General features: G+C 59.6%; 19 protein-coding genes and 4 pseudogenes. 15 read left to right on the plus strand and 8 right to left on the minus strand.

The genetic code is table 11. The annotated features are described in order from the left end of the window. Positions 1-37: 37 nt before the first annotated feature. Positions 38-274 carry a hypothetical protein gene (locus JFT87_RS14855; RefSeq protein ID WP_201202331.1) on the minus strand — a complete coding sequence of 79 codons (237 nt, stop codon included), beginning with the start codon at positions 272-274 and terminating at the stop codon, positions 38-40. Between JFT87_RS14855 and JFT87_RS14860 the strand changes: the two genes are divergently transcribed. Beyond that, a complete protein-coding gene (locus JFT87_RS14860) occupies positions 258-3,440 on the plus strand; it encodes a DEAD/DEAH box helicase (RefSeq protein WP_201202332.1) in 3,183 nt (1,060 codons plus the stop codon). The genes JFT87_RS14855 and JFT87_RS14860 overlap by 17 nt on opposite strands. Before the next feature lie 61 nt (positions 3,441-3,501). On the opposite strand, the pseudogene JFT87_RS14865 reads toward JFT87_RS14860, so the two are convergent. Then, positions 3,502-4,112, minus strand: a pseudogene (locus JFT87_RS14865) (PulJ/GspJ family protein). Then, positions 4,109-4,570, minus strand: a complete 462-nt coding sequence (gene gspH / locus JFT87_RS14870) for a type II secretion system minor pseudopilin GspH (RefSeq protein ID WP_201202333.1) — start codon at positions 4,568-4,570, stop codon at positions 4,109-4,111. Before gspH ends, JFT87_RS14865 begins: the two are co-directional and overlap by 4 nt. Positions 4,571-4,684: 114 nt before the next feature. Here gspH and JFT87_RS14875 point away from each other — a divergent pair, with 114 nt between their 5' ends. Then, entirely contained in the window at positions 4,685-5,116 is a 432-nt protein-coding gene (locus JFT87_RS14875; RefSeq protein WP_201202335.1) for a type II secretion system protein N, read from the plus strand. A 4-nt stretch (positions 5,117-5,120) separates the two neighbouring features. Here the strand turns inward: JFT87_RS14875 and gspI are convergent, their stop codons facing one another. Then, positions 5,121-5,507, minus strand: a complete 387-nt coding sequence (gene gspI, locus JFT87_RS14880; RefSeq protein WP_201202337.1) for a type II secretion system minor pseudopilin GspI — start codon at positions 5,505-5,507, stop codon at positions 5,121-5,123. 147 nt (positions 5,508-5,654) lie between these two features. On the opposite strand from gspI, the gene gspG reads away from it, so the two are divergent. The 7 genes and pseudogenes from gspG (at position 5,655) to gspF (ending at position 14,791) form a co-directional block, all read left to right on the plus strand. Then, a complete protein-coding gene (gene gspG, locus JFT87_RS14885; protein ID WP_201202338.1) occupies positions 5,655-6,104 on the plus strand; it encodes a type II secretion system major pseudopilin GspG in 450 nt (149 codons plus the stop codon). A gap of 8 nt (positions 6,105-6,112) precedes the next feature. Continuing rightward, a complete protein-coding gene (gspK, locus tag JFT87_RS14890; RefSeq protein ID WP_201202339.1) occupies positions 6,113-7,099 on the plus strand; it encodes a type II secretion system minor pseudopilin GspK in 987 nt (328 codons plus the stop codon). After that, a complete protein-coding gene (gene gspL / locus JFT87_RS14895) occupies positions 7,096-8,274 on the plus strand; it encodes a type II secretion system protein GspL (RefSeq protein WP_201202340.1) in 1,179 nt (392 codons plus the stop codon). The genes gspK and gspL overlap by 4 nt, the downstream gene beginning before the upstream one ends. Further along, entirely contained in the window at positions 8,267-8,809 is a 543-nt protein-coding gene (gene gspM, locus JFT87_RS14900; protein WP_201202341.1) for a type II secretion system protein GspM, read from the plus strand. Before gspL ends, gspM begins: the two co-directional genes overlap by 8 nt. Beyond that, a complete protein-coding gene (gspD, locus tag JFT87_RS14905; RefSeq protein ID WP_201202346.1) occupies positions 8,806-11,190 on the plus strand; it encodes a type II secretion system secretin GspD in 2,385 nt (794 codons plus the stop codon). Before gspM ends, gspD begins: the two co-directional genes overlap by 4 nt. 985 nt (positions 11,191-12,175) lie before the next feature. Then, positions 12,176-13,582, plus strand: coding sequence for a type II secretion system ATPase GspE (gene gspE, locus JFT87_RS14910; protein ID WP_201202349.1), 1,407 nt, complete (start codon positions 12,176-12,178; stop codon positions 13,580-13,582). After that, a pseudogene (gene gspF, locus JFT87_RS14915) lies at positions 13,582-14,791 on the plus strand (type II secretion system inner membrane protein GspF). Before gspE ends, gspF begins: the two are co-directional and overlap by 1 nt. Before the next feature lie 203 nt (positions 14,792-14,994). Here the strand turns inward: gspF and JFT87_RS14920 are convergent. After that, the gene (locus JFT87_RS14920) at positions 14,995-16,137 is read right to left on the minus strand and encodes a pectate lyase family protein (protein WP_201202351.1); all 1,143 of its coding nucleotides are present in this window, start codon (positions 16,135-16,137) and stop codon (positions 14,995-14,997) included. A gap of 199 nt (positions 16,138-16,336) precedes the next feature. Between JFT87_RS14920 and JFT87_RS14925 the strand changes: the two genes are divergently transcribed. Beyond that, complete coding sequence (locus JFT87_RS14925) at positions 16,337-17,092, plus strand: FadR/GntR family transcriptional regulator (protein ID WP_201202352.1); 756 nt, start codon at positions 16,337-16,339, stop codon at positions 17,090-17,092. Positions 17,093-17,101: 9 nt separating this feature from the next. Here the strand turns inward: JFT87_RS14925 and JFT87_RS14930 are convergent, their stop codons facing one another. From JFT87_RS14930 to JFT87_RS14940, 3 genes are all read right to left on the minus strand, one after another. Beyond that, positions 17,102-17,995: an SMP-30/gluconolactonase/LRE family protein gene (locus tag JFT87_RS14930; RefSeq protein ID WP_201202353.1), complete on the minus strand. Its 894-nt coding sequence runs from the start codon at positions 17,993-17,995 to the stop codon at positions 17,102-17,104. Next, positions 17,992-18,834: an NAD-dependent epimerase/dehydratase family protein gene (locus JFT87_RS14935; RefSeq protein WP_201202355.1), complete on the minus strand. Its 843-nt coding sequence runs from the start codon at positions 18,832-18,834 to the stop codon at positions 17,992-17,994. The genes JFT87_RS14930 and JFT87_RS14935 overlap by 4 nt, the downstream gene beginning before the upstream one ends. 97 nt (positions 18,835-18,931) lie before the next feature. Then, on the minus strand, positions 18,932-19,657 hold the full coding sequence (locus tag JFT87_RS14940) for an oligogalacturonate-specific porin KdgM family protein (RefSeq protein ID WP_201202357.1): 726 nt from the start codon (positions 19,655-19,657) through the stop codon (positions 18,932-18,934). Between the two features lie 361 nt (positions 19,658-20,018). Here JFT87_RS14940 and JFT87_RS14945 point away from each other — a divergent pair. The 5 genes and pseudogenes from JFT87_RS14945 (at position 20,019) to JFT87_RS14965 (ending at position 26,592) form a co-directional block, all read left to right on the plus strand. Further along, positions 20,019-21,172 (plus strand): annotated as a pseudogene (locus tag JFT87_RS14945) (mandelate racemase family protein). A gap of 72 nt (positions 21,173-21,244) precedes the next feature. Further along, positions 21,245-22,855: an ABC transporter substrate-binding protein gene (locus tag JFT87_RS14950; RefSeq protein WP_201202359.1), complete on the plus strand. Its 1,611-nt coding sequence runs from the start codon at positions 21,245-21,247 to the stop codon at positions 22,853-22,855. A gap of 87 nt (positions 22,856-22,942) precedes the next feature. Then, a complete protein-coding gene (locus JFT87_RS14955; RefSeq protein ID WP_446739734.1) occupies positions 22,943-23,956 on the plus strand; it encodes an ABC transporter permease in 1,014 nt (337 codons plus the stop codon). 46 nt (positions 23,957-24,002) lie between these two features. Beyond that, the gene (locus JFT87_RS14960) at positions 24,003-25,613 is read left to right on the plus strand and encodes an ABC transporter substrate-binding protein (RefSeq protein ID WP_201202363.1); all 1,611 of its coding nucleotides are present in this window, start codon (positions 24,003-24,005) and stop codon (positions 25,611-25,613) included. A gap of 62 nt (positions 25,614-25,675) precedes the next feature. Next, positions 25,676-26,592: pseudogene (locus JFT87_RS14965) on the plus strand (ABC transporter permease). Positions 26,593-26,600: the final 8 nt, after the last annotated feature.

Below are 26,600 nucleotides of genomic sequence, written 5' to 3' on the forward strand. Positions count from 1 at the left end.
ATCGGCTTTTTTGTGCCTGCGCAAAACCCGCGCAAAACTATCCGGTGTTTTCGCTGATATTCATGTCTGGAACTGCCTCCGGCCAGACGATCTTCGCGTGGTCCATCTGATCGTATTTGGTCATACTCACGCTTGCGTGGCAGCCGCTTACTGATACCTTGTTCGCCATCTTTACAGGCTGATCCGGCGCTGCCATCGCGCGGTGCCCTTTGGTCGCTGTATTTTCAGGTTGGAATTGCAAAGGATTTTTTCTCATCATGACGATGGCCAACAACGACAGCGTGCTCGATTTCTGGCACAGCGTTGAGTTTTTCAACTCTTACGATCTAGATAACAGCCTCGATGAGGCACGTGCTTCGCGCAGCGTGGAACTGGTCAGTGCGGCCACTCTGGCCGAGGGGATGTGGGAAAAGCAGCTTGAGCGTCGTCGTGTGCTCTATCTGCTGCCGTTCGATGTGTCCCATGTCACGCTCTTGATAGAACAATATGTTCAAGGCCCAGAAGCCAGCGAAATCAACCGCGTGCGTGACACTGAGATGGCGTCCACCGGCCTGACCTGTTACGCCAGACTTACGCTGGACCCCAGTGGTAAGCCGGACTTCCAGGGTATGAGCGTTTCCGCGCTGCCCTGGGCGCTGGGCAGGTTGATCGAACATGACCTCGGCGCATTGTGCGCGGTAGATTTCGAAGGCAGCGTGCACGCGCTGAAGCGCGGTTTGGCAGATGATTGGTCGCAGTGCCAGGGCAACATGTCGGGGCCTGAATTGATCGATCTGATCGTCACACGTTTGCAGCAATGGGCCAACTTCGACTCGCCGCATTCGGATCTGGCTTACATGGATATCTGGCCGCTGCCCAAGGGCCGAAAAGTGCCAGCGGCAATAGAACCTACCGAGGCAGAGTCCGAAAGCACGGCTGAACAGGTGCCGGTCGATGACTTGCCGATTCTCAACAGCTTTTATGTGCATGACCTCGCTCAAGCCAAACGCCTGTTGAACAGCGACCGTCCGCCACTCGCCTTGAAGGCTTACCTGGCGCTGGCGGATCGGCAGAAAACCGACCTCGACTCTGAAATAGGACAAGAGGCGATCCGCGTGGCGTTGCAGCCGGAAAACGGCATCAATGGGCGCTGGCCTTCCGAAAGCCAACACATTCAGTCACTGATGCAGCAGTTCGCGCTGAACAGCATGCGCGACATGCCTGTCGGCGAGGTGCTCGCTGTCAACGGGCCGCCGGGCACCGGCAAAACCACATTGCTGCGTGATCTGATCGCGCATTTGGTGGTCGAGCGGGCCGACGTGTTGTCACGCTTGGCGCGGGCCGAAGATGGCCTGAGTGGTCAGAGCATCACGGCGGTTTTCAACAAAAAAAGTTACAAGATTCCGCTGTTGTCCGAGGCACTGACCGGCTTTGAAATGGTGGTTGCCTCTACCAACAATGGTGCAGTGGAAAACCTGTCGCTCGAGTTGCCACAGCTCAAGGGGATTGATGCACGCTTTTCCAGTTGGGGTTACTTCAAAGAGGTAGCGACCCGTTACGCAGGGGCTCACGACACTAAAGCCTGGAAAGCTCCCGAACCCGTTTGGGGGTTGGTGTCGGCCGCGCTGGGCAAGAAAAGCAACCGTAGGCGCTTCCGCGATATCTTTGTCAATCGCGCGGTAACACCTACGGATAAACCGGGTGACAGGTTTCTGAATACTGACAAGGTTGATCTGCCCGCTTGGGAAAAGGTCGGTGCCATGACTTATCGGCACTACAAGTCCAGCTCAAGCACTCAGCGCCCCGATTTCAAAGGCGCCAGGCAGCGTTACATCAAGGCGCGAGAAGCTTATGACGAGCAACTTAAGCATTTGCAGACGCTCTCCACGCTCTATGAGCGGTTGCACCAGATGTTTCCTGCTATCAAGGCCATGTGGCCGGTCGCGCCCGCTCTGAGCCCAGAGAATCTTACCGAGCTGCTCGAAGGCTGCACGCGTTTGATCGGGCGTCTGAAAGACCGGCAGCAGGCGCTTGAGCGCAAGCTCGGGCCGGTGTTTTTTCGCTGGTTGGCGCAATGGTTTCGCAAACCGCTCTACAAACAATGGATCGATACCTGTGCCGATGCCGACAAGGCACGAGAATTCGAGAGTGAGTTGCGTGATCTGCCAGCGCTGATCAAAACCTGTGACGTGCAGCTTTGGGATGGTAAGCCGCTGGACAGCAAGGCCAACCAGTCGCGTGCCTTCTGGCAGGGCAGCACGTTCAACACGGTACGCAGCGATTTGTTCGTTGCTGCGATGACGCTGCACGAGGCGTTTTTCCTCGAAGTGGCCAACAATGATCTGATATTTGCCTTGACCGCCATGCTCGACCGTCCGCCACTGCAGAGCGCTCGACGAGCTGTGTGGCAGTGGATGTTCATGCTCACGCCTGTGGTGTCGAGTACCTTCGCCTCGATTCGTGCGCAGTTTGCCGGGCTTGAGGCAGAGGACCTTGGCTGGTTGATCATCGACGAAGCAGGGCAAGCCGCACCACAGGCTGCGGTGGGGGCAATCATGCGAGCCCAACGGGTCGTGGTGGTGGGTGATCCGTTGCAGATCGAGCCGGTGGTGACGCAATCGACGCGACTGCTCGACACGCTGGGCCAGCACTGGCTGGGCGACGGCCGTTCGCGCTACGCCATCGACAGTCACTCGGTACAAACCTTCGCCGACCGAGGTTACCGTGAGGGCGTCAAACACCCGCTGGACGAGGAAAAATACATCGGTATTCCATTGGTCATGCACCGTCGCTGTGATAACCCGATGTTCGACATTTCCAACCGTATAGCCTATGCAATGCGAATGCAGCATGCCAAAGAGTCGACCATTGCGGCTCACCCGGTGCTCGGTGTCAGTGCCTGGTGGAGTGTGGTCGGGGAGTCGGAGGACGGAACCAAGTACATCGAGGCTCAAGGGCAGCGATTGCTTGGCGAGTTGGTCCGGCTCTATCAATCAGTCGTCGAGGAAGGTGCCGCGTCGCTACCTCTCGTGTTCATTATTACGCCGTTTAGGGAAGTGAAGGCGGGGCTGGTGCGTCTGTTGGGAGATCCGCACGCCTGGGCCGCGAAGTTGCCTGCTGACATCAAGGTACCGGCCAATCTCGCGACATGGGTACGCACTTGCATTGGCACGGTACATACGTTCCAAGGCAAGGAGGCCGATATCGTGTTCTTCGTGCTGGGATGCGACTCGAGTCGCATGGGTGCTATCGACTGGGCCTCAGCGAGTCCGAATTTGTTGAACGTCGCAGTGACCCGAGCGAAGAAGCACCTGTACATCGTAGGCGATCAGGCACTGTGGGGCGGGCAGCCGCATTTTGACGTTGCTCTGGATTTCCTGACCAAGGCAAAGGCCAGCCAGCAGGTAGTGGTGCCCGAGTCTTTTTCAGGGGCTGCTCAGACAACTGGAAGCACAGCCTGACGCAGGCCAAAGTTTGTAGCTGCTTCGATGTTTGCAGGGGGAAGGCGCTTCATTCTTCCCCTTAGTCCAGCGGTCCTAATACCTGACGATAGTGCTCCTCCCCTGAGGAGTCACTCGGGTCAGGCGAATCTCCAGACCTTGCGGGTCTTCGATGCGGTTACCACTGACTTGGCGCCAACCCATATCCGGTTCCCAGACGCGCACTTGCAGATCACTGATGCTGTCGAGCACGGCCACGCCTTCCTTGGGGGCGGGCAGGGGATAGCGATCCCTGGCCGGAGCAGCGGCGCGATACAGGGTTTGACCTTTCAGCCACCAGCGAACGCGCTGCAGACCGGCCTGCTGCGCTGCTGCACTGCGGATCACGTCGAGGCGGAAAGTCTGATTGTCAGCGCTGCGCACAGTGATAGCGCCCGGCCCGGCAGGTGGCCCATCGTCGTTGTTCGTCAGGTCAGGTTCGCGCAGTTCGATGCTGACGCGCAGGGCGATATCACGTTCCAGTTGATGCAACGTGCGCAACAGCTCTTCGGTTTGTGCCGTGCTGGCCTGCAAGTGAGTATCGGCGCGGGTCACGCTGTCCAGTCCGCGCCAGGCGATCAGACTGACGATCGCCATCAGCATGATCGCGACCATGACTTCGATCAGCGTGAAACCTGCTTGACGGTTACTCATGGCTGGTTTGCCAAGTGTAATTTTCCGGTCGCCGTGCGTTGCACGATGAGCTTGTTCTGGCCGTCCGAGAGCAGCAGTTGCAAGGGTGAATCAAACCACTCGGCATACAACACAACCGGCCGTTTGGGCGTGACTCGTACGTTCAGTGATGGGGTTTCCCATGTGCGAGGATGCAGTTGCGGATCGGCAATAAAGTGATCGAAACCGATGCCCTGTTCATTGCGACGGCTAAAGCGAAAGCCGTTCTTGTCCGCCAGCCAAGTGATCGGGCGACCATCGGCCAGAGCTTCGGCCTGGGCGATTTGCAGCAACTGGATCAAGCGATTGGCGTCCTTGCGCAGACTCTGCGCCGGGTCGGGTTTGATGCTCAGGCTGACGGCTGCACTGGCGATGCCGATGATGATCAGCACCACCATCAACTCGATGAGGGTGAAACCCTTTTGTCTGTCCTTGATCATGCTGCAACGTTCCTTCGTGGTGAATCTGTCCTGTCAGACCTGGATGCTCAGCCTGGGTAAAAAACCGTTGGTTGTCCTGTAGACTGCGGCGCAGGACAACAGGGAGGTTTGGTCTTGGCATTCACTTTTCGTTTATCGGCTCCGCAACTTTTGCAGTCGGCGGCGTTGGTCGCTGCTTTGGCAGGAGGGTTGGTGTGGTCATCGCTTCTGCTGACGACGGCAGAGTCCCACGCCCCGATCGTGGCGCCACAGAAAGTGGCTGCGCGCGTCGACACCACAGCTTTGCAGTGGTTTTCCAGCCAGCCTGCACCAATGGATATCAAGGTGTCCGGGGTGTTGGCTGGAGCGCGCGGCGCGGTAGCGATCCTCAGCCTCAACGACGGCCCGCCGCGCAGTTTTCTGGCGGGCGAGCGTCTAAGCCGGGGTGTGCGCTTGGTCGCTATAGAGGCGGATGCAGTGGTGATCGAGCGAGGTGCGCAACAGAGTCGATTGAAGATCAGCACGCTGCCAGACGCCCCGGCACTGCCTCGATTGACCCGCCCCTGAGCCCTCATTGGCGCTTTTCCAGCGGCTGGCCGAGCAGTGTTTCCAGGCGCGCCAAGGGCGGCGATTGAGTTTCGCGATCAGTCACCAGCAACCTCACGCGCAACAAACGGCCATCGCTAGTCGCAGTGATGGTTTGTTCGCAACGTAGCTGCAAGCGCCCCTGATCACACTCAAATACTTTCAATCCTGCGGAAAATCGTCCTTCCAGGCGCAGCTCGGCGAGCCGACTTTGCGCTGCCAGTAACGCGATCGAGCGATCACGCAACAACCCGTTACTCTGAGTCATCAGACCGGCGACGCGTACTGCCGCGGACATGGCCACAGCGATGATCGCCAAGGCCACCAGCACCTCGATCAGGGTAAAACCTCGCTCCTTGCGCATTGCTTCCATAGCAGACTCTGGGGGTGAAACAGGCCCGCAGAATAGCACTCGACTCTCGACCGATGTGCAGAAAAACAGTGCGTTATTCAGTGTTGTACGATGACTGGCTTTTGTTACACTGCGCGCCGAATTGTAATCAAGCCAAGGAAGGTCGAAATGGATTTCGCGCGCGTCAAATTTCAATCCGCAGGCCGACGCGGTCAGCAGGGTTTCACCCTGATCGAGATCATGGTGGTGGTGGTCATCCTCGGCATTCTTGCGGCGATGGTCGTGCCCAAAGTGCTTGATCGCCCCGATCAAGCCAGGGCGACTGCGGCGAAACAAGACATCGCCGGCCTGATGCAGGCACTCAAACTTTACCGTCTCGACCACGGCACTTACCCAAGCCTGAATCAAGGGCTCAAGGTGTTAGTGGAACGTCCGGCTGACGCTAAAAACAGCAACTGGCGTTCCTATCTGGAGCGCTTGCCCAATGACCCTTGGGGTCGTCCTTACAACTATCTGAATCCCGGCGCGAACGGCGAAGTCGACATCTTCTCGCTCGGTGCAGACGGACAGCCAGACGGCGACGGCGTGAACGCCGATATCGGTTCCTGGCAGCTCTAAGCGTCGCCATGAAATCGACGTCGCCGACAGCGGCGAAACAGACCGGCATGGCGATAATCAGCGCTTTGCTGATTGCCGCCGTGGTCGCTGTGATCGCGGGCGGCATGCTCACCCGTCAGAGCGTTTTTACCCGTTCTCTTGAAGCTGAGCAGTCTCGTGTGCAGGGTGGTGCCGTGCTTTTGGCCGGACTGGAAATCAGCCGCCAATTGTTGAACGACGCCCGCCAGCAAGGCGCTCTGATCAGGCTCGATCAGCCATGGGCGCAACCTGTCAAAAGCAGCCTGGCGAATTCGCTGGGCGGTGCTTTTGAAGGGCGTCTGGAAGACCAGCAAGGCAAGTTCAATCTGCGCAATTTAATGAGCAACGAGCGTGTCGATCTCGGTCAGTTGCGCAGCTTCGAAAGGCTCTGCGAAATGATCGGCATCGAGGCCAGCCTCGGTCAACGCATCAGCGAACGCGTCATTGCCGCTTACCCGAGAGTTGTGAGTTCGCCCACCTCCGGGCAAAGCACTGCCGTGACGGGTTTCGACAGCGGTCGAGCGACTTCGCCAAACGCCAGTCGTCGGCCGTTGCCCGCGACCAGGCCGATGTTGCGCAGTCTGGAGGACTTGCGTGATCTTCAAGGTATGAGCGATCAGGCGTTGGCCCGGTTGGATCAATTCGTGAGCATTGTTCCGGCCAAGACCTGGGTCAACGGCAACACGGCCAGCGCCGAGGTTCTGGCGGCGGTGGTGCCTGGGCTGTCGCTGTCACAAGCCCAGGCAATAGTGGTCGAGCGCGATCACGGCCAGTGGTTTATCAACCGGGGTGACTTGGTCAATCGTCTGCGCTTACCGCATCTGAAGGTCGACGGGCTCAACGTCGGGATAAGCAGTGAATGGTTCCTGCTGCGCGGGCACGCGCGTCGTGATCAGCGCCGCGTGAGCGTCGATGCGTTGCTGCATCGTCCCCAGAACGACATGCCCAAAGTGGTCTGGTCGAGGCTCGGAGTATGAGCCGCTTGCGAATTGCCTTGCCGCCGCTGGATCAATTGACGTCGCACACAGCGTTGCAATTTGCACGTCTGGATCACAGCGGTCGCGTCAGCCAGACCGGTGTCAGTACGTTGCTGCTGTTGGGGCAGGAATCTTCGTCGCCGGCGCTGGAGTGTTTTCTGCATCCCGTCGACAGCGTGCTCACCAGCCTGCCGTTGCCGCCGCTGTCGGCAGTGAAGATCGCCGCAGCAGTGGCCTGTGCGGCGCAGGCGCTGATACTCGGTGGCAGTGCGCACATGCACGTCGCCCACAGCGCTCGGGATGGCAATGGTCAGGTCTATCTGGCCTGGCTTCCCAAGGCTGTTCTGGCGCGTTTCGGTGAGTTATTGAGCCTGCATCACCTGAAGCTGCGGGGCCTCTACCCAGCGCCTTATGCCTTGCCGGTACCACCGACCGGACAGATCAGCGCGAGCGTGCAAGATGAGCAATTGTTGCTGCGCCTCAGCAGCGAGCAGGCCTCGGTTGAGCCATTGGTTCAAGAGCGTCTGGAGGTGCTTTTAGCCAATGGCAGCGCTGTGCAATGGATCGGTGACGACACACCTGCGGCCGTGCTTGAGCAAGGGCCTGCGGATCAGCGCTGGTCTGGGGCTGCGCCAGGATGGGGGTTGCATGGCGGCGTCGGCAAGCCTGCCGGACCTACACCGGGTTGGGGCAGGGCTGCGATCTGTTGTGCCTTGGCGGTGGCTGTATGGGTTTTCGGTCTGAACCTTTACGCCGCTCGTGAAGCCAGCCAAGGCCAGCAACTCAAGGCACAGATGAGTCAGCGAGTGAAGCAGGCTTTCCCTGAGTTGCCGGTGATTCTCAACCCGTTGCAACAGGCCCGTCAGCAGTTGGCGGCGCGACAGAGTGGGTCGGCGACGGATACCCATGATGGTTTTGCCTACTTGGTACAGCACGCCGCAAGCACGATGTCTTTCATGGCTGGCACCGTTCAACGGCTGACATTCGATCAAGGCCGTTTGCAGTTGGAATTGGCCGCCGATGCGCCGCATTCGACAGCCGACGGCGCGATGACAGGGGCGCTCGATCAGGCAAGGCTGACGGCCGTGCGTGAAGGCAACGTCTGGACATTGAGTTCGCAAGTCGAGCCCGCTTCGGCTGACAGCGACGCCAGTATGGATAACGACGATGAGTGAATGGTTGACGCTGTATCGAGGCCGTTGGGTGCTCTTGCGTGAGCAGATTCAGCGGCATTGGCGCTCACTCACGTTGCGCGAAAAACGCATGGTGGCGGGCACAGGGCTGATAGTTGGCGGCGCCTTGATCTGGCTGCTGTTAATCGAACCGCCGCTGAAAAAGCTCGATTACTGGCAGGCCGAAACCCCGAAATTGCGCTCACAGGCGGCAGCGCTGGAATTGCTGCTGCGCGAGGTGTCGAGCCCGCCCGCCGGGCAGGGCCTTGAGCAGTCGTTGCAGCAAGCGCTCGACGCCAGCGGATTGGCTGGGCACTACCGATTGCAGTCGGTGGAGGGCGAGTGGCTGTTGACGTTCGAGGAGGCGCCGGCCGATGCGGCGATCAGTTGGTTGTTGAGCAGTCCTGTGCAGTATTCACTGGAAGTGGTCGAGGCTCGCTTGCAGCGTGGAAGTGAGGTCAAGGTCGATGATACGGCAGGCACTCTGTCGGGAACCGTTCGCATGGATCAGGCGCAGGGCGCTAAGGAAGCTTCATGAAGTGGTCAGGTTCCAATTGTGTACGTACGGCCGCGCCGTTTCTGTTGTTGGCGTTAAGCGCGTGCAGCAACACCACCACGCCGCAGAACCAGCCGCCGCTGCTGGTCGACAGTGAACTGGGACGTCCGCTGGCCAACACCCAGCGCAGCGGCGATGCGGTGCTCGACCGCGAGCGGGCTCAGGCGCAGGCAAGACCTGCGCCGAAGCAATTGCACAACATCAGTAAGACTGCGCGCAGCGGCGTGGCGGCTTCGGGCATTGCGTTGCCGAGCAATCCACTGGGCGATCAACCGGTGACGCTGAATTTTGTCGACGCCGATATTCAAGCGGTGGTGCGGGCGTTGTCGCGTTCGACTGGTCAGCAGTTTCTCGTCGACCCTCGGGTGAAGGGCACGTTGACGCTGGTGTCGGAAGGTCAGGTGCCGGCGCGGCAGGCTTACGACATGCTGCTGGCGGCGCTGCGCATGCAGGGTTTCAGTGTGGTCGATGTCGGCGGCGTGGCGCAGGTGGTGCCGGAGGCGGATGCGAAACTGTTGGGTGGGCCGATTTACAGCGCTGACAAACCGGCGGGCAATGGCATGCTCACGCGCACCTTCCGTCTGCAATACGAGAACGCGGTGAACCTGATTCCGGTGCTGCGGCCGATTGTTTCGCCGAACAATCCGATCAACGCGTATCCGGGCAATAACACCATCGTTATCACCGATTACGCCGAGAACCTGACCCGCGTGGCGCAGTTGATCGCGAGCATTGATTCGCCGAGTGCGATCGACACGGATGTGGTGCAGATCCAGAACGGTATCGCTGCTGACATTGCGCCGATGGTGGCGGATTTGCTGGATGCGCCGGGCAATGATCCGACGCAGAAAATTGCGGTGATTGGTGATCCGCGCTCCAACACCATCATCATTCGTGCGGGCAGTCCTGAGCGCACGGAGCTGGCGCGAAATCTGATCTACAAACTCGATAACGCGCAAAGTAATCCGAGCAATCTGCATGTGGTTTATCTGCGTAATGCGCAGGCGGCGAAACTGGCGCAGGCGTTGCGCGGTTTGCTCACGGGTGAGAGTGATAGCGGCAGCAGCGACAATGCGCGTTCGGTGCTCAGTGCGATGGGCAGCAACACCAGCGGCTCCAGTGGTCAAAGTGGCCAGAGCGGTACGCAAACCAGCGGCACAACTTCGACCACGTCCGGCAGCGGCAGCACTGGTGGTAGTTACGCGCAGGGCAGTGGCGGCAGCACCGGCAGCGGCGGCGCTCAGAGTAGCGATCAGAGCGTCGCCTTCAGCGCTGGCGGTGTGACCATTCAAGCCGACGCGACCACCAACACCTTGCTGATTTCCGCGCCGGAGCCGTTGTATCGCAACCTGCGTGAAGTTATCGATTTGCTCGATCAGCGTCGCGCGCAAGTAGTGATTGAAAGCCTGATCGTCGAGGTCGGCGAAGACGATGCCAGCGAATTCGGCGTGCAATGGCAGACCGGTAATCTCGGCGGCAAAGGTGTGATCGGCGGGACGAATCTCGGCGGCTCGGGGATCAATCTGAATGGTAAAACCAGCCTCGACGTGTTGCCGCAGGGTTTGAACCTGGGCTACGTCAACGGCACCGTCGACATCCCCGGTATCGGCAAGATCCTCGACCTGAAAGTGCTGGCCCGGGCCTTGAAGAGCAAGGGCGGCACCAATGTGCTGTCGACGCCTAATCTGCTGACGCTGGACAACGAGGCGGCGAGTATTTTTGTGGGCCAGACTATCCCGTTTGTCAGCGGCAGTTATGTGACTGGCGGCGGGGGCACCAGCAATAACCCGTTCCAGACGGTGACCCGTGAAGAGGTCGGTTTGAAGCTCAATGTGCGCCCGCAGATCTCCGAGGGTGGCACGGTGAAGCTCGACATTTATCAGGAAGTCAGCAGCATTGACGAGCGTGCGTCGGCCAGTTCGACGTCGGCGGGGATTGTGACCAACAAGCGGGCGATTGATACCAGCATCCTGCTCGATGACGGCCAGATCATGGTGCTCGGCGGTTTGCTGCAGGACGGTTACAGCCAGAGCAACGATGCGGTGCCGTGGCTGGGCAGTATTCCGGGAATCGGCGCGCTGTTTCGCAACGAGCGCCGGGCGATCACCAAGACCAATTTGATGGTGTTTCTGCGCCCGTACATCATTCGCGACAGCGAAGCGGGGCGCAGCATTACCCTTAATCGCTACGACTTCATGCGCCGCGCCCAAGGTGGTTTGCAGCCGGAACGCAGCTGGGCGATGCCGGACATGCAGGCGCCGCAATTGCCGAGTGCTGCGCAGGGTGTGCCGGCGGTGGTGCCATCCTCGGGGCCACGTGCCACGATCAAAGCGGTGCCGATCCAGCCGGGGTCCTCATTATGAAACCGGTTTTGCATCGGAGTGATACACCTGTGGCGAGGGGATTTATCCCCGTTGGGCAGCGAAGCAGCCCCAAAACCTGCAACCGCATTTCTCCAGGCATACCGAGTGTTTTGGGTTTGCGACTGCTGCGCAGCCGAGCGGGGATAAATCCCCTCGCCACAGGAAATCTCATTGCCACTGCCGACGGCGGTGCCATCCTCGGGGCCACGCGCCACGATCAAAGCGGTGCCGATCCAGCCGGGGCCCTCATTATGAAACCGGTTTTGCATCGGAGTGATACACCTGTGGCGAGGGGATTTATCCCCGTTGGGCAGCGAAGCAGCCCCAAAACCTGCAACCCCATTTCTCCAGGCATACCGAGTGTTTTGGGTTTGCGACTGCTGCGCAGCCGAGCGGGGATAAATCCCCTCGCCACAGGAAATCTCATTGCCACTGCCGACGGCGGCGCCACCCTCGGGGCCACGCGCCACGATCAAAGCGGTGCCGATCCAGCCGGGGTCCTCATTATGAAACCGGTTCTGCATAGGAGTGATAGACCTGTGGCGAGGGGATTTATCCCCGTTGGGCAGCGAAGCAGCCCCAAAACCTGCAACCCCATTTCTGCAGGCATACCGAGTGTTTTGGGTTTGCGACTGCTGCGCAGCCGAGCGGGGATAAATCCCCTCGCCACAGGAAATCTCATTGCCACTGCCGGCGGTGGTGCCATCCTCGGGGCCACGCGCCACGATCAAAGCGGTGCCGATCCAGCCGGGGCCCTCATTATGAAACCGGTTCTGCCTAGGAGTGATACCCCTGTGGCGAGGGGATTTATCCCCGTTGGGCAGCGAAGCAGCCCCAAAACCTGCGACCCCATTTCTCCAGGCATACCGAGTGTTTTGGGTTTACGACTGCTGCGCAGCCGAGCGGGGATAAATCCCCTCGCCACAGGGAATTGCACTGCCACAGGAAATCTCATTGCCACAGAGAACTCGGGGGACTGCGAAAGATGAGTGCGTTGCCTTACGCCTGGGCCAAGGCGCAGCGGGTGTTGTTGTGCGATGGGGTGATGACGGTGTGCCCGTCGACGCCGGGCTGGGCGATCAGTGAGGCGCGGCGTCAGTTTGGCGCGACCACGATACAGCGCGTGCGCGATGACGAACTGGATGGCTTGCTTGCCACTGCTTACGCCGACACCGGCAGCGCGGCGGCGGTGGTGGGTGCGGCGGAAAACGAAGTCGACCTCGACCGCCTGATGCAAGACATGCCAGAAATCACCGACCTGCTCGACACCCAGGACGGCGCGCCGGTGATTCGCATGATCAACGCCTTGCTGACCCAAGCGGCGCGTGATGAGGCCAGTGACATTCATATCGAACCTTTCGAAACCCACTCAGTGGTGCGCTACCGCGTCGACGGCACGCTGCGCGACGTGGTCTCGCCGCGCAAGGCGCTGCACGGTGCGCTGGTGTCGCGGATCAAGATCATGGCGCAACTCGACATCGCCGAAAAACGCCTGCCGCAAGACGGCCGCATTGCCCTGCGCGTGGCCGGGCGGCCGATCGATATCCGCGTTTCCACGGTACCGACCGGGCATGGCGAAAGGGTGGTGATGCGTCTGCTCGACAAACAGGCCGGCCGTCTGCACCTGGAAACGCTAGGCATGGACGCGCAGGTGCTGGCGAAACTCGATCACCTGATCCGCCAGCCCCACGGTATCGTGCTGGTTACCGGGCCGACGGGCAGCGGCAAAACCACCAGCCTCTACGCAGCGCTGGCGCGGCTCGATGCGAGTACCAGCAACATCCTCACCGTGGAAGACCCGGTGGAGTACGACCTGCCGGGTATCAGCCAGATTCAGGTCAACGCCAAGATCGACATGACCTTCGCCCTGGCGCTGCGAGCGATTCTGCGGCAAGACCCGGACATCATCATGATCGGCGAAATCCGCGATCTCGAAACCGCGCAAATCGCGGTGCAAGCCTCGCTGACCGGTCACTTGGTGCTGGCGACCTTGCACACCAACGACGCGGTGTCGGCGGTTAACCGCTTGATCGACATGGGCGTCGAGCCGTTTCTGCTGGCCTCGTCGATGCTCGGCGTTTTGGCGCAGCGATTGGTACGGCGCCTGTGCAATCAATGCAAACAGGAAGACCCGGCGACACTCGGCACTTGGCGCCCGGTCGGTTGCGCGGCATGTAATCAAACCGGCTACAGCGGCCGCACCGGCATTCATGAATTGTTCTGCATCGACGACGACATCCGCACCCTGATTCACCAAGGGGCAGGGGAGCAGGCCTTGCGCGCATCAGCCGCGAAAGCCGGGATGTTCAGCCTGCGTGAGGACGGTGAGCGCTGGATCCGCAGCGGCGCCACCGCCCCCGAAGAAATTCTGCGCGTGACACGGGACGCCTGATGAATCGCTATCGTTTTGAAGCCGCCGACGCGACCGGAAAAATCGAATCCGGGCATCTGGAAGCCGACAGTCAAACCGCTGCGTTCAGTGCGTTGCGCGGGCGCGGCCTGACGGCACTCATGGTGCAAAAGGAAAGCAACGTCGCCCAGCACGGCGGCGGTGGATTGTTCAGCGCCAAGCTCTCGGACAACGATCTGGCGTGGGCCACACGGCAACTGGCGAGCCTGCTCGGCGCCAGTCTGCCGCTGGAGGCCGCATTGAGTGCCACGGTCGAGCAGGCCGAAAAAACACATCGCCCACACCCTAAGCGCCGTGCGTGCCGATGTTCGCAGCGGCATGCGGTTGGCGGAATCACTGGCGGCGCGGCCGCGGGATTTCCCCGAGATTTACCGCGCACTGATTGCTGCGGGGGAAGAGTCCGGCGATCTGGCGCAGGTGATGGAGCGACTCGCCGATTACATCGAGGAGCGCAACAATCTGCGCGGCAAGATTCTCACCGCGTTTATCTATCCGGGTGTGGTCGGACTGGTGTCGATCGGCATCGTGATTTTCTTGCTCAGTTACGTGGTGCCGCAGGTGGTCAGCGCGTTTTCCCAGGCGCGGCAGGATCTGCCGGGGCTGACGCTGGCGATGCTCAATGCCAGCGATTTCATCCGCAGTTGGGGTTGGTTGTGTGCCGCGTTAATGACTGGGGCGTTCTGGAGCTGGCGCCTGTATCTGCGCAATCCGGCGGCGCGTTTGAGTTGGCATCACCGAGTGTTGAAGTTGCCGCTTTTCGGTCGTTTCATTCTGGGCCTGAACACCGCCCGTTTCGCCTCGACGCTGGCGATTCTCGGCGGCGCCGGGGTGCCGTTATTAAGGGCGCTGGAAGCGGCGCGGCAGACACTGTCCAACGATCGTCTAAGCCTGAGCGTCACTGAGGCCACGGCCAAGGTGCGTGAGGGTGTGAACCTGGCGGCAGCGTTGCGCGTGGAAAACGTGTTTCCGCCGGTGCTGATTCATTTGATCGCCAGTGGCGAGAAAACCGGTTCGCTGCCACCGATGCTGGAGCGCGCAGCGCAAACCCTGTCCCGCGATATCGAACGGCGGGCGATGGGCATGACCGCGCTGCTGGAGCCGCTGATGATTGTGGTGATGGGTGGGGTGGTGCTGGTGATTGTGATGGCGGTGTTGTTGCCGATCATTGAGATCAACCAACTGGTCCAGTAGCAGATTTTGAGGGTGTCTGATTGGGCCTTATTGGGTTGATCCTGAAATCCGGACACAACCAAAACCCTGTTGGAGCTGCCGCAGGCTGCGATCCTTTGATCTGCTTTTAAAGATCAAAAGCAAAAGATCGCAGCCTTCGGCAGCTCCTGCATGAAAAAGCCCTCGTCACCGAGGGCTTCTCTTTACGCGATGTAACCCTTCACTCAGATCTTGCCGGCGCCTGCCTTGGCTTTAACATCGGCGGCGACCTTGTCGGCATTCAGCGGGGTGTAGCTGTAAGGTGGAGTCCAGCCGATGCTCGAACTCCACGAGCAGCTCAGTGCGCTGCCATTGAGCGTCGAGCCTTGATCACGGTAGACGCTGCCACCGTAATCGCCGGCGATTTTGTCGCAACCACTGATACCGGTGATTTCGAAGGCGTTCTTCTCGGAGAAGATCTTCGAGTTTTTACCGACACCGTGCGCATAGCTGAACGGATAGACCTTATGGCTGGTGCTGCCCACGTGGTAGTTGTTGTACAGATGCACCTGACCGAAGCGCACACGTGGAGCACGCGCCGAGATGTTTTCGAACAGGGTGTTGTGGATCGTCACCTTGAGCTTGCCATCATCGGTGGTGCGACTGTCGCTGGAACCGATCAGGTTGTTCTTCTCGTGAGACTTGAACGCCGAGTACGAGATGGTCACGTAGTTGGCGCCGTTCTTGACGTCCAGAGCACCGTCGTGATGCTGCTTTGGTCGACCATTGGCGGTGCCGTTCTGGTCATCGGTGCGGCGGCCATCGGTAAAGGTCACATGGTCGACCCAGACGTTGTTGGCGCCCTCGATGGTCAGGCCATCGTATTCCGAGTTCCAGTTGCCGGCGCTGCCGTCATTCGCGTCCCAGATCGGCTCCGGATCCCATGGATTCTCGATGGTGAGGTTGCGGATGATCACGTCGTTTTCTTTGGCGTAGAAGAAGCCCTCGCGGATCTCTGCATTGCTGCTGATGCCAACGATGGTGGTTTTGCCCAGAATGTCCAGGCGACCACGCTTCTTCATGTCGGCAGTCGTCGTATAAGCTTTGCCTTCGCTGACGTCGATAATCCCGCTGATCTTGATGATCCGGCCATTGCTTCCAGCACTGGCGCTGAGGGCTGCTTTCAGTTCAGCGGCATTTTTTACGGTGTAGATATCGCTGGCCGCAGCTCTGGAGCCGCCCTTGGTGCCGCCGTTTTGCGTCGCCCAGCCAGTCGTGGCAACATCCAGCCAGATATCGGCTGCATGGGCCGGCACGCTGGCCAACAAAAGCGAACCGACGATGGCGCTGGCGAGTTTGCTGGCAGTGAAGGTTGAAGGTTTAGTCATGAGTAATCAGATCCTTGATTAACTTGAGTTGTTTAACGCGCAGCAGGCCTGCGCGTTTCTCGAGCGGACGTCCTTATCGCCATTGCAGCGAATCGAACGTCCGCTACATGCGAAATACTATCATCGAACATATGCGTTGTCGTACAACTGAATGGGCTATGATGAGCACTTATTGGCAATTTCGAGAAATTTGTTCCTGATGGACAAACACTACGTCCAACCGAGTGTTCGCCGAAGACATCGAAGTCTGGCGGAGGAGTTGGTCACTGAACTTTCCCGGCGCATTTGCAGCAGTGAGCTGGCGCGCGGGACAAAATTGCCGACCGAGTCTCAAGTCATGGAGGAGCATGGGGTCAGTCGTACTGTCGTACGTGAGGCGATTTCCCGTTTGCAGGCAGCAGGCCTGGTGGAAACCCGTCACGGCATCGGCACGTTTGTCCGAGACATTCCTAGCCCGAGCGGTTTTCGCATCGACCCGGACAGCATTGTCACGTTAGCGGACGTACTGGCGGTGCTTGAGTTGCGCATCAGCCTGGAGGTCGAAGCTGCCGGTCTGGCTTGTGCGCGTCGCACCGATGAGCAGTTGCAACTGATGCGCGACTCGCTGGATGCGCTCAATTCTCGAGCGGTCAGTGTCGATTACGCGGTGTCTGCCGACTTTCAGTTTCACCAGCAAATCGCGTTGGCTACAGGTAATCGCTATTTCACCGACATCATGCTGCACCTTGGGGTCAGTATTCTTCCGCGCACGCGGCTGCATTCCAAGCGTGTGGTCAACGACAATAAAGAGCCCTATCTGGAGCGTTTAAGCCGCGAGCACGAAGACATCTACAAGGCGATTGTTCGCCGCGATGCCGATGCTGCGCGCGCGGCGATGCGCCTGCATTTGTCCAACAGCCGCGAGCGGATGCGCCGCGCGTATGAGGCCGCCGCCGTCGAGGCGTTGAACGCTTGATGGCAGGCCTCAGGCCCGCGCCATGGGTTCGGGCAGCCCCTTGACGCCTGGATTCAAGGCGAAGACTCCACCCGCTAGAGGCTGGTCGCTGAGGTCGATGCCTTGAGGGCGAATCGAGGTGACAAACAGCGTGTCGAGACGGTCGCCGCCAAACGCGCACATCGTCGGTTTCTTCACCGGAAGCGGCAGTGAACGATCAAGCTTTCCTTCAGGGGTAAAGCGCAGAACCTGCCCTGAATCAATCGCGCAGATCCAGTAACACCCTTCAGAATCGACCGCCGCGCCGTCCGGCCGTCCCGGATGATTATTCATGTCGACGAAGGCGCGACGGTGGTGTGGCGTGCCGCTGTCGATGTCGTAGTCGAAGGCCCAGATGTGCTGTTGCGTCGGGTGCGAGTCGGACAAATACATCGTCCGGCCATCCGGGCTGAACGCCAGCCCATTGGGTACCACCAGCCCTTCGATTTGCGCGGCAAGCCGATCGACGATGCCTTCGGATTTCGGATCATATCTATACAGTGCACCGACCGCGTCTGCGCCCATGTGGGTTTGCATCGTACTGACCCAGAAGCGTCCCTGACGATCGCAACGACCATCGTTAAAACGCATCGGCGCGCTGGCGTGCTCGACTCCGGCGAGCTTTTCCGCACTCAAGTGACCATCGGCCTGTGGCAGCAATTTGAACAGACCGGTTTCCTGCGCGCCGATCCAGTGCCCCGCCGAGCTGCGGACAATGCACGCGAGCATTTCGTCTGCCTGCCAACTGTCGGTCTTGCCGTCAGTCTGCCAGCGGTGCAACCGGCCGGCGGGAATGTCCACCCAATAAAGGGCCTTTTCCGCCGCTTGCCAGACCGGGCTTTCGCCCGTTGCATTGCGTGCGTCGACGATCAGTTCGGCATTCATTGGTGGCGCGCCGCAAGGTCGTCGAATGGTCCGGCAGCGGTAAACGCTCCGCCTTGAAACAGGCTGTCGGGCGAGTCGGCGGCAGGCTTGGGTTGTTGTTCCATTTTCGCGCGGAAGGCTTCGGAACTGTCCTGAGGGGCAAAGCCCAGATGTGCGGCGTGGCGATTGCTCCACCATTGATCGCGGTTGGCAGAAACACCATAAACCACGCTGTGCTTCACATCGTCGGCCAGCAGTGCGCGTGCGACCAGATGCTCAAGATCTGCATAGCTCAGCCACGTCGAGAGCATGCGTAGATTGCGTGGCTCGGGGAATGAGGAGCCGATGCGCAAACTCACCGTTTCGATGCCATAGCGGTGAAAGTAGAACGTCGCCATGTCCTCGCCGTAAGCTTTCGATAACGCGTAATAACCGTCAGGGCGACGCGGTGAATGGGCATCGATTTCGGCGTCTTGTGAATAAAACCCGGTGACGTGGTTGGAGCTGGCAAACACGATCCGTTTGATCCCTTGCTGACGCGCCGCTTCATAAATATGAAAGGTGCCGCGAATGTTTGCCTCGAGAATTTCTTCGAAAGGCCTCTCTACCGAAATCCCACCCAAATGGACAATGGCATCGACCCCTTCGACCAGGGCTGCCACGCCAGCCTTGTCGGCCAGATTGCAATTGATCACTTCGTCATGCTCGCCACGGCTCTCGGCCATCGGGCTGATGTCCGAGGAACGGACGATTTCGGCATGCGCCTGCAGGGTTTCTCTGAGTATCTGACCCAGGCCACCGGCGGCGCCGGTCAGCAGAATGCGCTTGAAGGGTTTTTGCTGCGAGGTTTGCGTGGTCATGGTCAGGTCTTCCATTGCGCTGTGGTGAATGTCGGTTCAGGGAGAGATGCCGAGTTGACGAGCGATGCGCGCTCGGCAACTCGGCCTGGTGCGGGGCTTACATGAAGTTGTACTGAACCCCGAGACGCCAGCGCGCTTGGCGATCGGGGGAGGTGGAGTCGACTTTGACGTCGCCGATTTCCATGAACGGTGCCCATTGCTTGGTCAGCTTGTATTTGACGATCAGGTTCTGTTCGTAGTCGCTCTTCTTGTTGTCGTAGCGGATGTAGTCGGTCTTGAAATAGATGAACTGATATTCGTAAGCCCACTTGTTGGCTGGTGTGTAGCCGAGCCAGCCTTCGAAGCGGTGGGTGGTCTGGTCATCCTTGTAGTGATCGGGCATGTCTTTGTTGACCTGGTCGCGATCGAGTTTGCGCAGGTCCAGGCGATAGCGCGTCGCTACGTAAAAGGCGTCGTCGATTTTGTAGTTGTACTTGAGGCCGAACTTGTAGGCGGTCGCATCCTTGGAGCTGTCCATCTGGAACGCTGGGGTCAGCGTCGATTGCGCGCTGAGTTTGTAGTTGTAGCTGACCGTGAACTCATGGCCGTTGTTGACCATGTTGTCGTAGGCGACATCTTTGCGATCGCCGGCGGTGCGGTATTTCATTTCCGCTTCAAATCCCAGTCCACTGTCCAGTCGGTAGTTGAGTTTGACTCGATCAGCGTGGGCGCTGTCGTCTTCGGTGTACTGGTGGCGGTAGTTGATGCTGGCAGAGTCAGCGCTGGCGCAGAAAGGCAGGCTGAGGGTCGCAACAGTCACGAGCGTGCGTAGGGTGGTGTTCATACGGTCTTCTTTTTTTGTTTTTGTTAGGGTCGTTTGACAAGGACTACGGGCACCCCGGTGTTGCGTCTGTCTCTCATTTGAGGTGCAGATATAAGTTATCGTACGACAAGATGACTCGTCTACGTCATTTTGCTGCTTTTGAAACATCTAGACACATATATGGCCTATGAATAGGGCTCTAAAGCCAGTCGTGTTATTCAACAGTTGTCTTTAAAAACGGAGGTTTGCTGGTTATTGGGTAGAGGAAGGCAAGAGAGCGAGCTGTATTTTTGGGTCTTTTCAAGCGTTGTACGATGACCTATGATCGGCGACAACAGACGACACTCTTGTCACAAATCCAATAAGAAGGCTAAAGACGTCCATGAGAATCACAGCAGTCAACGTCCAGGTTTTTCCTATCCCACTCGCCGCGCCGTCGACAGCGCAGGGCATGCCCATCCCGGTGATGTCACCCAGGCGCAAATGGCTTTGTTGCGCATCCAGACTGAAGACGGCAAGGAGGGTTATGCCTTCGGCGCGCCTGAGCTGATCCGTCCTTATGTGCTGGATGGTTTTGTGCGCAAAGTGCTGGTCGGGCAAAACGCCTTCGATCGCGAAAAGATCTGGCACGACCTCGCACACTGGCAGCGCGGCAGTGCCAGCCAGTTGACTGACCGTGCTCTGGCGTTGGTCGAGCAAGCCTTGTGGGACTGGGCGGGGCGCAAGCTCGGGCTGCCGGTGCACAAGCTGATCGGCGGTTTCCGCGACAAGGTGCCGGCGTACGGTTCGACCATGTGCGGCGATGAGTTGCCGGGCGGTCTGGCCACGCCGGAAGACTACGGCCGGTTTGCCGAAACCCTGGTCGAGCGCGGCTACAAGGCGATCAAATTGCACACCTGGATGCCGCCGGTGTCGTTCGCGCCGAGCCCGCGCATTGACGTAAAAGCCTGTGCCGCGGTGCGCGAAGCGGTGGGGCCGGATATCGCCCTGATGCTCGATGGTTATCACTGGTACAGCCGCACCGAAGCGCTGTACATCGGCCGCGAGCTGGAAAAGCTCGACTTCGCCTGGTTCGAAGAGCCGATGATGGAAGAGTCCGCCGAATCCTATGCCTGGCTGGCGGGTCAGTTGGACATCCCGGTGCTGGGCCCGGAAACCCTGTCCGGCAAACACCTGAGCCGGGCCAGTTGGGTGAAGAACGATGTCTGCGACATCCTGCGTGCCGGTGTCGCTGGCGTGGGTGGGATTGCACCGTGCTTGAAGGTTGCGCACATGGCTGAATCGTTCGGCATGGATTGTGAAATCCACGGCAATGGTGCGGCGAATCTGGCGGTGGTCGGCGCGATCAAGAACTGCACCTGGTACGAACGTGGCTTGCTGCACCCGTATCTGGATTACGACGAAGTGCCGGCCTACCTGAAACGTCTGGTCGACCCGATGGACAGCGACGGTTTCGTGCATCTGTCCGACCTGCCAGGTCTGGGCGAAGAGATCGATTTCAACTTCATCGAGATGAATACGCTGAAAAGCTTCTGACGTGTAAGCGGGCTGCCCGGTACACGCCGGGCTGTCCGAGAGCCCTATAAATATAAGAAAGGCACTCTCGCTATGAGCATTCTTCCTTCGCTGTGGGCGCGGGTATTGGCGGCGACTCTGGTGGTCGGCGTGTTACCTGTGGCCTACGCCAAAACCCCGGCCGATCAACTGATCGTCGGCATGAGCATGATCAATCTGCTGTCCCTTGATCCGGCGGCAGCCACTGGTCTGGACGTGTCGGAGATCAATGCCAACCTCTATGACATGTTGCTGGTGCAGGATGTCGCTCAGCCGGATCGCCTGTTGCCGGCACTGGCTGAGCGCTGGCAGGTCAGTGATGACCGCAAGACCCTGACCTTCAACCTGCGCTCCGGCGTGCAGTTTCAGTCCGGCAATCCGTTGACTGCCGAAGACGTTGCCTGGTCGCTGCAACGGGTACTCAAGCTCAACCTCGCCTTGGCTTCCACCTGGAAGGCCTACGGTTTCACCGCCGAGAATGTCGAGCGTTCGATGCGTGCCACGGATGCCAATACCTTTGTCATCGAGCTGCCACGCCCGACTGACCCGATGCTGGTGCTCAACACGCTGGCGACGTCGCCCAGCGCATTTATTCTTGATCGCAAAAAAGTCCTCGAACACCAAAAAAACAATGACCTGGGCGCTGCCTGGCTGGTCACGCACGCGGCCGGTAGCGGCGCGTTTGTGCTCAATGACTGGCGCGCCAATGACGTGATACTGATGAGTCGTTTCGACAACTATTGGGGAGGCCCGGCCAAGCTCAAGCGCATCGTCATGCGCAACATGACCGAGTCGCAGTCGTTGCGTCTGATGATTGAGCGCGGCGACCTCGACATCGCCAAAGGCATGTCCGCGCCGGACATCGAAGCCCTGCAAAAAAGCGACAAGGTGCGCACGCAAACCCTGCAGCGCGGCACGTTGTATTACGTCGCGCTGAGTGTGAAGCAGCCGATGTTCGCCGATGCGCGGGTGCGTAAAGCCGTGCGCTCATTGATCGACTATCAGGGCATCAACCAGACGGTCATGCCGCATTACGGCGTGCTCAATCAGCGGCCGATGCCGCTGGGTCTGGCTGCGCGTCTGCCCGATCCCGGTTACACGCTGAATGTCGAAGAGGCGAAAAAACTCCTCGCCGAAGCCGGTTACCCCAACGGTTTCAAAACCAGCATCCGCGTGCTGGCCGAGCCGCCGTTCATCAACATTGCCTCCAATCTGCAATCGACCCTGGCTCAGGCCGGGATCGAGGCCAGCATCATCACCGGCACCGGTAACCAGATCTACGGCGCCATGCGTGAACGCAGTTTCGACATCATCGTCGGGCGCGGCGGTGGCGGGGCGGAGCGTCATCCTCATTCGAGCCTGCGCACACTGGTGTACAACCCGGACAACCGCGACGAAGCCAAGCTGAGCAATTTTCAGGGCTGGCGCACGTCGTTCTACAGCCCCGAGTTGAACCAGTTGATCGAGAGCGCTGAGGTCGAGCCCGATGCCAACAAGCAACTCGCTCAGTACCAGCAGATTCAGCAGCAACTCGATCAACAGGTGGGCGCCATTCTGCCGGTCTCGCAGATGACCGATACGGTGCTGGTGTATGCCGACGTTGCTGATTTCCAAGGCCACACGGCAGCGACCACGCGCTACAAAGACGTCTACAAGAAGCGCTGAACACCGCGCGGGGTGAACCCCGCGCTTCGGCTGCAGCGGTGACCGATTTATCAGGAGCTCACTATGTTTGTTATGACTGCCTCTGCCATGGGAGCCCGCGCTTCCAATACCGCCCGGCGCGCGAGCACGGTGCTGGTGACCTTGCTCGGTCTGTTGGCGTTGACCTTTGTCATCGGCCGGGTCATGCCGCTTGATCCGGTGCTGGCGGTGGTCGGCCCGGACGCCGACAGTTCCACCTACGATCAGGTCTATCGGGCAATGGGTCTGGACAAGCCGATCTGGACTCAATTCGGTCTGTACCTCAACGACTTGCTGCACGGCAATTTCGGCAATGCGCTGCTGACCGGTCACCCGGTGCTCGACGACATCCGTCGGGTGTTCCCGGCAACCATCGAGCTGGCGACGCTGGCCATTCTGTTCGGCGTGCTGATCGGCTTGCCGCTGGGCGTGTGTGCGGCCAGCAATCAAGGGCGCCTCGGCGATCATGTGGCGCGGGTGATTACCTTGTTCGGTTACTCCACGCCGATCTTCTGGCTGGGCATGATGGGCTTGCTGGTGTTCTACGCCTGGCTCGGTTGGGCCGGCGGTGCCGGGCGCATTGATCTGGCCTATGACGGCATGGTGCCCGAGGTCACCGGCCTGTTGCTGATCGATACGAGCCTGGCGCGCGACTGGGAAGCCTTCGCCAGCGCCTTGCGCCACATCGTCCTGCCAGCGCTGATTCTCGGCCTCAATTCGGTGGCGTACATCAGCCGCATGACGCGCAGCTTCATGCTTGAGCAGCTGTCGCAGGAATACATCATCACCGCACGGGTCAAGGGCCTCTCGCGGCGCCAGGTGGTCTGGGGGCACGCCTTCCGTAACATTCTTGTGCAGTTGCTGACGGTGGTGGCGCTGGCCTACGGCTCGCTGCTCGAAGGTGCCGTGCTCATCGAAACGGTGTTTGCCTGGCCCGGTTTTGGCCAATACCTGACCAGTAGCCTGATGCTCGGTGACATGAACGCGGTGATGGGGTGCGTGCTGGTGATCGGATTGATTTTCGTCGCGCTCAACCTGATCAGTGATGCCTTGTACAAGGTCTTCGATCCACGCACCCGTTAACCCGCAACGCCGCAGCACTAAAAACTATAAAAAGAAGGATTCTTCAATGACGACTGCATTTACCAAACTGCACGCAAGCCTGTTGGCGGCGATCCTGGCGCTGGGGCCGATGACGCTGGCCAATGCCAAGACCCCGGCCGATCAGTTGATCGTCGGCATGAGCATGGTCAACCTGTTCTCCATCGACCCGGCCAATGCGCCTGGTCTGGATGCTTCCGGGGTCAACGCCAACCTGTACGACACGCTGGTCAAGCGTGATCAGGGCGACCCGGAAAAGCACCTGCCGCAACTGGCCGAGCGTTGGGAGATCAGCGAGGACGGCAAGCAGGTGACGTTTCATCTGCGTCAGGACGTGAAGTTTCATTCCGGCAATCCGCTGACCGCCGAAGATGTGGCCTGGTCGCTGTACCGAGTGATGAAGCTCAACTTCGGTTTGGCGACTACCTGGAAAGCCTACGGCTACAACGTCGACAACATTCAGTCGCTGATCCGCGCCAGTGATGCCCACACGCTGGTCATCGATCTGCCGCAAACCATGGATCCGCTGCTGTTGGTCGACTCGCTGGCGATTTCGCCGAGTGCGGTGGTGGTCGATAAAAAAACAGCATTGGCCCATGAGAAGAATGGCGACCTGGGTGCCGGCTGGCTGGTGACCAACGAGGCTGGCAGCGGCCCTTTCGTGCTGACCAAGTGGACGGCCAATGACTCGCTGTTGCTGACCCGTTTCGACGGCTACTGGGGTGGCGCGGCCAAGCTCAAACGTGTGGTGGTACGGCACATGACCGAATCGCAGTCGCTGCGTCTGATGCTCGAACGCGGTGATCTCGATATGGCCTACGGTATGGCTGCACCGGACATTCGAGCCATCGACGGCTCGGAGAAAATCCACGTTCAGTCGTTGCCGCGCGGCACTATGTATTACGTCGCGATGAGCATGAAACAGCCTGAATTTGCCAATCCCAAGGTGCGCGAAGCAGTGCGCAACCTGATTGACTACAAGGGCCTCGACGAACAGGTGATGCCGTATTACGGCAAGCTCAATCAGCAACCGATGCAACTGAGTCTGCAAGCGCGCCTGCCCGATCCGGGTTATCACATGGACGTGGCAAACGCGAAGAAACTGCTCGCCGAAGCGGGTTACCCCGAAGGTTTCAGCACCACCATCCGCACGCTGTCGGAGCCGCCCTTCATCGACATTGCTGCGCGTCTGCAAGCGACGCTCGCCGAAGGCGGGATCAAGGCCAATATCGTCACCGGCACCGGCAATCAGGTGTACGGCGCGATGCGTGCACGCAACTTCGAGATCATCGTCGCGCGTGGGGCCGAGCGTTATCCGCATCCGTATTTCAGCTTGCGCACTTTCGCCTACAACCCCAACAACAGCGATGACGCTGGTTTGCCTAACTTCCAGGGCTGGCGGGCCTCGTTCTTCAATCCGCAGCTCAACAGCCTGATCGATCAGGCCGGAGTCGAGCGCGACGCCAGTCAGCGGCTGAGCCTGTATCACCAGGCACAGAAACTCTATGACCAGCAGGTCGGCCCGATCCTGATGATTTCGCAGATGACCGACACCGTGGTCAGCGCCGCCGACGTCAAGGGTTTCGCCGGCGATGACGCCGAGGCGACGCGCTACCTGGGTGTTTACAAGCAACGCTGAATGCCGCCCGGTGCGCTTTCGGGCGCAGCGGCTGATCGTGAATTCAATCCGAGAACATGCCCATGATTGCCAACATGTCTTCTACCGATTCCAGTGCCAAACGGCGACTGGATCGCACCCCGGATCCAGCTTCGACGCCTTCTGCAAGAGTGGCCTGAAAGTGCTGCGGCACTTGCTGCGCAACCCGATGACCCTCGCCGGATTGCTGGTGGCGATGGTGCTGGTGGTCGTGGCGATATTCGCGCCGTGGATCGCCACCCATGATCCGGTCGCGCAAAACCTCGCCAATGCGCTACAGGCCCCTGGCGCCGCGCATTGGTTCGGCACCGACGAATACGGTCGGGACATCTTCAGCCGGCTGGTCTACGGCTCGCGCATCACCCTGTACATCATCACGCTGGTGACGGTGATTGTCGGCCCGATCGGCCTGTTTATCGGCACGGTCTCCGGTTACTACGGCGGGATTGTCGACACAGTGTTCATGCGCCTGACCGACATCTTCATTTCCTTCCCCAGCCTGGTGCTGGCGCTGGCATTCATCGCAGCGTTGGGCCCGGGCCTGGAGCACGCGGTGGTGGCGATTGCGCTAACGTCGTGGCCGCCAATCGCACGTCTGGCGCGGGCGGAAACCCTGTCGCTGCGCAAAGCCGATTTCGTCGTGGCCGTCGAGCTGCAAGGTGCGTCTTCAGCGCGAATCATCCTGCGGCACATTGTGCCGATGTGCATGTCGTCGGTGATCATCCGCCTGACCATGAACATGGCCGGGATCATCCTCACCGCCGCCGCCTTGGGCTTTCTCGGTCTGGGCGCACAAGCGCCTTCGCCGGAGTGGGGCGCGATGATTTCCACCGGCCGGCGCTACATGCTCGAGTGCTGGTGGCTGGTGGCAGTTCCAGGCGCCGCGATCATGTTGGTCAGCCTGGCTTTCAACCTGTTGGGCGACGGCCTGCGGGACATTCTTGATCCGCGCAGCGAGTAATCGGAGGC

Source organism: Pseudomonas sp. TH15 (genome assembly GCF_016651105.1).
Lineage (GTDB): Bacteria > Pseudomonadota > Gammaproteobacteria > Pseudomonadales > Pseudomonadaceae > Aquipseudomonas.

What these genes read in the sequence shown, in the direction of transcription:
- gspK (WP_201202339.1), top strand. Translation starts at nt 6,113, where the DNA reads ATGAAATCGACGTCGCCGACAGCGGCGAAACAGACCGGCATGGCGATA.
- JFT87_RS14935 (WP_201202355.1), bottom strand. Translation starts at nt 18,834, where the DNA reads ATGACCACGCAAACCTCGCAGCAAAAACCCTTCAAGCGCATTCTGCTG.
- gspG (WP_201202338.1), top strand. Translation starts at nt 5,655, where the DNA reads ATGGATTTCGCGCGCGTCAAATTTCAATCCGCAGGCCGACGCGGTCAG.
- gspI (WP_201202337.1), bottom strand. Translation starts at nt 5,507, where the DNA reads ATGGAAGCAATGCGCAAGGAGCGAGGTTTTACCCTGATCGAGGTGCTG.
- gspE (WP_201202349.1), top strand. Translation starts at nt 12,176, where the DNA reads ATGAGTGCGTTGCCTTACGCCTGGGCCAAGGCGCAGCGGGTGTTGTTG.
- JFT87_RS14925 (WP_201202352.1), top strand. Translation starts at nt 16,337, where the DNA reads ATGGACAAACACTACGTCCAACCGAGTGTTCGCCGAAGACATCGAAGT.
- gspD (WP_201202346.1), top strand. Translation starts at nt 8,806, where the DNA reads ATGAAGTGGTCAGGTTCCAATTGTGTACGTACGGCCGCGCCGTTTCTG.
- JFT87_RS14940 (WP_201202357.1), bottom strand. Translation starts at nt 19,657, where the DNA reads ATGAACACCACCCTACGCACGCTCGTGACTGTTGCGACCCTCAGCCTG.
- JFT87_RS14950 (WP_201202359.1), top strand. Translation starts at nt 21,245, where the DNA reads ATGAGCATTCTTCCTTCGCTGTGGGCGCGGGTATTGGCGGCGACTCTG.
- JFT87_RS14960 (WP_201202363.1), top strand. Translation starts at nt 24,003, where the DNA reads ATGACGACTGCATTTACCAAACTGCACGCAAGCCTGTTGGCGGCGATC.
- JFT87_RS14920 (WP_201202351.1), bottom strand. Translation starts at nt 16,137, where the DNA reads ATGACTAAACCTTCAACCTTCACTGCCAGCAAACTCGCCAGCGCCATC.
- gspH (WP_201202333.1), bottom strand. Translation starts at nt 4,570, where the DNA reads ATGATCAAGGACAGACAAAAGGGTTTCACCCTCATCGAGTTGATGGTG.
- JFT87_RS14955 (WP_446739734.1), top strand. Translation starts at nt 22,943, where the DNA reads ATGGGAGCCCGCGCTTCCAATACCGCCCGGCGCGCGAGCACGGTGCTG.
- JFT87_RS14930 (WP_201202353.1), bottom strand. Translation starts at nt 17,995, where the DNA reads ATGAATGCCGAACTGATCGTCGACGCACGCAATGCAACGGGCGAAAGC.
- gspM (WP_201202341.1), top strand. Translation starts at nt 8,267, where the DNA reads ATGAGTGAATGGTTGACGCTGTATCGAGGCCGTTGGGTGCTCTTGCGT.
- JFT87_RS14860 (WP_201202332.1), top strand. Translation starts at nt 258, where the DNA reads ATGACGATGGCCAACAACGACAGCGTGCTCGATTTCTGGCACAGCGTT.
- gspL (WP_201202340.1), top strand. Translation starts at nt 7,096, where the DNA reads ATGAGCCGCTTGCGAATTGCCTTGCCGCCGCTGGATCAATTGACGTCG.